Consider the following 5,998-nt stretch of genomic DNA (forward strand, 5'->3'; position numbering starts at 1 on the left):
GATCCGCGGCTCGAGGCCGCCGGCGTCGCGGTCGCGCGCGGCGCGCGCGCGCTGGCCGACCGGCGGCGCGTGGCGGACCTCATCGTCACGCGGGACCCGCTCGGCAACCGCATCGAGATCTTCCACGGGCCGGAGGTGACCGACCGCCCCTTCGCGCCAGGCCGCGCCATCTCGGGCTTCCGCACCGGGCCGCTCGGCATGGGGCATGCGGTGCTGACCGTGCCGCGGATCGACGAGGTGCTGCCCTTCTACCGCGACATCCTCGGCTTCGGCCTGTCCGACTGGGTGGAACAGCCCTTCCGCGCGACCTTCATGCACGTCAACGGGCGGCACCACTCGCTCGCGCTGATCGAGACGGGCAAGGCGGGCATGCACCATCTGATGATGGAGCTGCTGAGCCTGGACGATGTCGGGCAGGGCTACGACCTGGCTATGGCCGAGGAAGGGCGCGTCGCGACCACGCTCGGCCGGCACACCAATGACTGGATGACGAGCTTCTACGCGCGCACGCCAGGCGGCTTCCTCGTCGAATATGGCTGGGGCGGGCGGCACATCGATCCCGCCAGCTGGAAGGCCGAGCGGATGGACAGCGGGCCGAGCCTCTGGGGCCATGACCGCCACTGGGCCGGGGAGGAGGCGGTCGCGGCCGGGCGGCGGATGCGCATGGAAGCCGCCGCGCGCGGCGAACGCGCGCCGGTGCAGGTGCTGCCCGGCAACCACACCGTCATGCCCGGCGCCTGCCCCTGGTGGGACGGGCTGCGCGGCGCGGCGGAGTAGCGCGGCGCGCCTATTCCGGCTGGATGCCAAGCTCCCGCACCGCGACGCGCCAGCGCGCGACATCGGCCTGCGTCAGCGCGGCCAGCTCCTCGGCCGATCCGGTGCTGCGTTCGAAGCCCATGGGCGCAAGCCGCGCCCAGGTCTCCGGCTTGTCCAACACCTCCCGCGTCGCGGCGCCGAGGCGCGCGGCGATGGCGGGCGGCGTGCCCGCGGGCAGGTACATGCCGAACCAGGTCTCGAAGCCGAAGCCGGGGACGAGGGTGGCGAGGGAAGGCACGCCCGGCAGGTTCGGGCTCGCGCGCTCGCTGCTGATGGCCAGGGCGCGCAGCTGGCCGGCGCGCAGCGCGCCCATCGCGGCGGAAAGGTCGATGAACATCAGCGGGAAGCGCCCGCCGATCAGGTCGGCCAGCGCCTGGGGCGGGCTGCGATAGGTCACCACCTCGCTGTCCACGCCGAGGTGGCGCATCATCATCGCCGCCGGCAGCAGGTTCCCCGAGGAGCCCGATCCGTAGAACACGCGGGTGTTCGCCGCACGCAGGTGGCGCGCGAGGCCGGGCAGGTCCTCCGCCGGATGGTCGGCGCGCACGACCAGCACCTGCGTGATGTGGCCCAGCCGCAGCACGGGCAGGAAGTCCCGCACCGGGTCATAGGGCACGCTGCGCAGCAGGGAGGACGCGGCGCCATGCGTGGTGCCCGATCCCATCATCACCGCGTGCCCGTCCGCCGGCGCGCGCGCGACGGCCGCGCCGGCGAGCGTGCCCTGCGCGCCGGGACGGTTCTCGATCACCACCGGCTGGCCGAGCATCGGCGACAGCGCCTCGGCGATGACACGCGCGAGGTTGTCGGTGGCGGTTCCGGGGGCGAAGCCGACGTAGAAGCGCACCGGGCGGTCTGGCCAGGGGGCCTGCGCCAGCGCGCCGTGGCCGAAGGGCGCGGCGAGGCCCGCGGCGATCAGGGCGCGGCGCCCCGGGTGGTGCAGCATGGCGTGTCCTCCGTCGGCCGTCTGTGCGGCGTGCGCGCATAGTCTGCGCCAGCGGCGGGATGTGGGGAACGCCTTCCGTCGGTCAGCTCGCCAATTGCGTCGCCAGCGCCGCCTCGAGCACCGACGGCCGGCGGATCACCAGCGCGCCGCGGCTGCGTGCCAGCACTTCCTCCCGCAGCAGGCGGGCGAATTCGCGCGAGACGGGCTCCCGGCGCGCGCCGATCCGCTGCGCCAATATCTGCTGCACCGGCGGCGGGGAGATGGTCCGGCTGCCATCGGCCGCGGGCGCCCCGGCGGCGCGCAGCAATTCCGCATAAAGGCGGTGGCGGATGTCGAGGCTGGTCAGTTCCAGCATCCGCGCATTCGCCTCCCGGATGCGCGCCGTCAGCAACTGCATCATGCGCCGCGACAGCGCCGGCGATTCGGCCAGGATCGCCATGAAGACGCCGCCGGGCATCCGGCAGATGCGGCTGCGGTACAGCGCCGCGACGCTCGCCGAGCGCGAGGCGCCGTCGATCGCCGCCATCTCGCCGAAGAAGCCGCCCGCCGACACGTCCTGCAGGATCAGCTCCCGCCCGCCCTGCGTCCGCACCGTGATGCGCACGCTGCCCGACAGCACGAAGAACACGTCGTCCGAGGTGTCGTCGAAATCGACGATCAGCCGTCCAGCCTCGGCGGTGAGCCAGACCGCACGCGACTCATGCCGGCGCAACGCCTCGGCGGGCAGGCCGCGGAAGAAGTCGATGCTGGCGAGGCTGCCGCTCACGGCGCCGCGCCCCTTCGGACGTCGCGACGGTGCGGCGGCCCGAAGCCTTGACCCCATCGGCCATGATTCGCTGCGCCCATCCCGTTCCTCCTGCCACGGCGAGCCTTGCCGCCTGCGGGCCGTGACGATGTGCCATTTCGCACATTCCCCGTCGCCTGGCGACGGCAGGCTGCCGGTCGTCGCGCTCGCCCGGCTCGAAGGAGGCCCCAGCCATGTTGATTGACGATCGGCGTCGCGCGGACCCCCCGGCAGGGCGATGATGCGGCGGGCACGAGGACATTTCGCGGGAGCGACGGGGCAGGCATGACGGACAGGCGGTGCGATGTCGGGTCCGAGCGCCGCGCGATGCTCCGCGCCGGGCTCGCCGCCGCCTTCGCCATGCCCGCGCGCGCCCAGGGCCGCGCCCATCGCCTTGGCGTGCTCGCGCCGGGCCGCTTCTCCATTGATGGCGTGCGGCGCTGGACGCTGCCGGAACTCGCGCGGCTCGGCTTCGTCGAGGGCCGCAACCTCGATGTCCTGCTGCACGCCACCGATGGCGACGCGGCGCCGCTGCCGGCGCTGGCAGCGGACCTCGCCGCGGCGCGCTGCGATGTCGCGATCGCGGTGAGCAACCCGGTCGCACGGCTGCTGCGCGCCGCCGATCCGCGCCTGCCCATCGTGCTCGGCTTCGCCGGCAACGATCCGGTCGCCGACGGCCTGGTGGACAGCCTGGCGCGGCCCGGCGGCCTGGTGACGGGCATCGTGATGCTGGGGGAGGAGCTCGACACCAAGCGCCTGGAATTCGCGCGCGAGCTCGACCCCGGCACGGCCCCGGTCGGCTTTCTCGCCGGCGCCACGCTCTCGCCCGACCGGATCGCGCGGATCGAGGCGGAGGCCGCCGCGCTCGGCATCCCCATCGCGCTGGCGCGGGCCGGTGCGCCAGAAACCTACGGCGCCGCCTTCGCCGCGCTGCGCCGCGCCGGCGCGCGCATCGTCGTCGTCGGTTCCTTCCCCGGCTTCGCGGGCCAGGCCGGGCTGCTCGCCGCGAAGGGGGCGGCCGCGGGGCTGCCGCTGCTGTGCGACTGGCGGCACATGGCCGAGGCCGGCTGCGTCGTGAGCTACGGCGCGTCCGCGGCCGAGCTGCGCCGTCGCAACGCCGTGCAGGTGGCGCGTATCCTGCGCGGCGAGGCGCCCGGCGCGATCCCGATGGAACGCCCGGACCGCTTCGAGCTGGTGGTGAACGCAGGTGCCGCCGCGCGGCTCGGCCTCGCCATCCCGCCATTGGTCCTGGCGCGCGCCGAGGAGGTGATCGAATGACGATCCACAACCCCGCTCAGCCCCGCGCCGGACGCCGATCGCTGCTCCTCGCCGCATCGGCCGCCGCGCTGGCGCCGGGCGTCGCGCGGGCGCAGGCGCTCCGGCCGCTGCGGGTCGGCTACATCGTCAACGGCCCGGAACGGACTGTCTTCGAGGAGCGCTTCGAGCTGGGGATGCGCGAGAACGGCTATGTCGTCGGGCGAAACCTCGCCATCGACTATCGCCACCAGCTGCGCCCGGACCACGACCTGACCGATGTCATGCGGTCCTTCGTGGCCACGCCGGTGGACGCCATCCTCGCCTCGACCCGCGGCGGGGTGCTCGCCGCCCGCGCCGCGACGACGACGATCCCGATCATCTTCGGCGCCACGCGCGACGCGGTGCAGGACGGGCTGGTGCAGAGCCTGGCGCGCCCGGAAGGCAACGTCACCGGCCAGTCCTTCCACGCCGGCGAACTCTCCGCCAAGCGCGTGCAGCTGATGCGGGAGGCCTTCCCCCAGGCCCGCCGCTTCGCCGTGGTCTTCAACGTCTACTACCCATCCCCGATCCAGATCGAGGAAGCGTCGCGCGCGCAGGCGGCGCTCGGGATCGAGCTCGTCTTCCGCGGCATCGCGGTGCCGGAGGCGCTGGACGAGGCCTTCGTCGCGCTGAAGCGGGAGGGGGTGGCGGCGCTCTTCGTGGTCTCCGACGTCTCGACCATCACCAACCGTGTCCGGCTGGGGGAGGTCGCGTTGCGCCACGGCATGCCGATGATGCTGTCGAACCGCCGCTACCTGACCGGCGGGGGACTGATGAGCTACGGCCCCGACATCGCCGAGGGCTTCCGCCGCGCGGCGCGGCAGCTGGTGCGGGCGGCGAACGGCACGCCGATCAGCTACCTGCCGGTCGAGAACCCGACGCGCTTCGACTTTGTCATCGACCTTCGGGCGGCGCGCGCGCTCGGCATCGAGATCGCACCGCTGATGCTCGCGCGTGCCGACGAGCTGATCGAATGATCGCGCGCCGCGCCCTGCCGCTGCTGCTCGCGCCCGCCATCGCGCGCGCGCAGCGGCGCCTGCCGGTCGTGGGCTTCGTCGGCTTCGCCTCGGTGGAAGGGGACCGGCTGACCGTCGAGGCCTTGCGCGAGGGCATGCGCGCGCAGGGCCAGGTCGAGGGGCGGACCTGGCTGCTCGACAACCGCCACGCCGATGGCGACCCCACGCGCGGCGCGGAGATCATCCGAGACCTTGCCGCGCTGCCGGTGGAGGTCTTCGTCGTGCCCGGCCCGGCCGCGGCGCGCGCGGTGCGGCGCGCCACGGCCATTCCGCTCGTCGCCGTGGGCCTGCCGCCCACGGACAGCGACCCGGATCTCTTCGCCTCCCTCGCCCGCCCGGGCGGCAGCGTGACCGGATTCGCGAGCTTCGGGGAGGAGATGTCGGCCAAGCGCGTCGAGCTGCTGCGCGAGGCCATCCCCGACATCGCCGCGATCGGCGTGCTGCACAACGCGACCGACCCGACCTTTGACGCCTGGGGACGGCTGACGGAGGACTCGGTCCGGTCGCAGGGGCTGCGCGCGCTGCGCGTGCCGCTCGCCTCGCGCGATACCGCCGCGCTGGCGGCGCAGATGCGCGCGCTGCGCGGCGATGGCGCGCGGGCGCTCGTGGTGGTGCGCGATTTCCTGACCAGCTCGATGATTCAGGACATCGTGGCCCTGGCGATGGCCGAGGGCATCGCGGTGATCGGTGACCAGGCGCGCTTCGCCGAGGCTGGCGCCCTGTTCAGCTACGGCGCGAGCCTGCCCGACCTGTTCCGCCGCGCGGCCGGCTACGTGACGCGCATCCTGCGCGGCGAGCGGCCGGGCGAGCTGCCGGTGCAGCTGCCGACGGCCATCGAGTTCGTGGTCAACCTGCGCGCGGCGCGCGCGCTCGGGCTGACTCTGCCGCATGCGGTGCTCGCCCGCGCGGATGAGGTGGTCGAATGATCCGCCGCGCCGTGCTCGCCTTGCCGTTCATCGCAAGGGCCGCGCGGGCCGAGGCCGCGCCGCGCCGCCTCGGTGCGCTGCTGCTGACCGACCGCGCGGAGGCCCTGCTGCGCGCGCATCTGCTGCCCGAACTCGCGCGGCGTGGCTGGCGGGACGGGCAGCGTCTCAGCCTCGATGCGCGCATCGCCGCGGCCCCCGACCAGCCGGGGGCCGCGGC

General features: G+C 74.2%; 7 protein-coding genes. 5 read left to right on the plus strand and 2 right to left on the minus strand.

Annotated elements, in window-relative coordinates; genetic code table 11:
- On the plus strand, positions 1-777 hold a 777-nt coding region (locus HW577_RS18990), incomplete at its 5' end, for a VOC family protein (RefSeq protein ID WP_198377708.1).
- Between the two features lie 10 nt (positions 778-787).
- On the opposite strand, the gene HW577_RS18995 is transcribed toward HW577_RS18990, so the two are convergent.
- Together HW577_RS18995 and HW577_RS19000 are read right to left on the minus strand one after the other, a co-directional pair.
- Entirely contained in the window at positions 788-1,759 is a 972-nt protein-coding gene (locus HW577_RS18995) for a Bug family tripartite tricarboxylate transporter substrate binding protein (protein ID WP_198377709.1), read from the minus strand.
- Between the two features lie 82 nt (positions 1,760-1,841).
- The gene (locus HW577_RS19000) at positions 1,842-2,525 is read right to left on the minus strand and encodes a Crp/Fnr family transcriptional regulator (RefSeq protein WP_198377710.1); all 684 of its coding nucleotides are present in this window, start codon (positions 2,523-2,525) and stop codon (positions 1,842-1,844) included.
- 303 nt (positions 2,526-2,828) lie between these two features.
- On the opposite strand from HW577_RS19000, the gene HW577_RS19005 reads away from it, so the two are divergent.
- The 4 genes from HW577_RS19005 to HW577_RS19020 all read left to right on the plus strand — a co-directional run.
- Positions 2,829-3,821: an ABC transporter substrate binding protein gene (locus HW577_RS19005; protein WP_198377711.1), complete on the plus strand. Its 993-nt coding sequence runs from the start codon at positions 2,829-2,831 to the stop codon at positions 3,819-3,821.
- Complete coding sequence (locus tag HW577_RS19010) at positions 3,818-4,816, plus strand: ABC transporter substrate-binding protein (RefSeq protein ID WP_198377712.1); 999 nt, start codon at positions 3,818-3,820, stop codon at positions 4,814-4,816. Before HW577_RS19005 ends, HW577_RS19010 begins: the two co-directional genes overlap by 4 nt.
- Positions 4,813-5,781 (plus strand): ABC transporter substrate-binding protein, encoded by a 969-nt coding sequence (locus HW577_RS19015; RefSeq protein ID WP_198377713.1) that lies wholly within the window; start codon positions 4,813-4,815, stop codon positions 5,779-5,781. The genes HW577_RS19010 and HW577_RS19015 overlap by 4 nt, the downstream gene beginning before the upstream one ends.
- A partial coding sequence (locus tag HW577_RS19020) for a hypothetical protein (RefSeq protein WP_198377714.1) occupies positions 5,778-5,998 on the plus strand: 221 nt, incomplete at its 3' end. The genes HW577_RS19015 and HW577_RS19020, both read left to right, overlap by 4 nt.

This window comes from Neoroseomonas rubea, assembly GCF_016106015.1.
Lineage (GTDB): Bacteria > Pseudomonadota > Alphaproteobacteria > Acetobacterales > Acetobacteraceae > Neoroseomonas > Neoroseomonas rubea.

Coding starts and splice junctions, on each gene's coding strand:
- HW577_RS18995 (WP_198377709.1), bottom strand. CDS start 1,759: ATGCTGCACCACCCGGGGCGCCGCGCCCTGATCGCCGCGGGCCTCGCC.
- HW577_RS19005 (WP_198377711.1), top strand. CDS start 2,829: ATGACGGACAGGCGGTGCGATGTCGGGTCCGAGCGCCGCGCGATGCTC.
- HW577_RS19015 (WP_198377713.1), top strand. CDS start 4,813: ATGATCGCGCGCCGCGCCCTGCCGCTGCTGCTCGCGCCCGCCATCGCG.
- HW577_RS19010 (WP_198377712.1), top strand. CDS start 3,818: ATGACGATCCACAACCCCGCTCAGCCCCGCGCCGGACGCCGATCGCTG.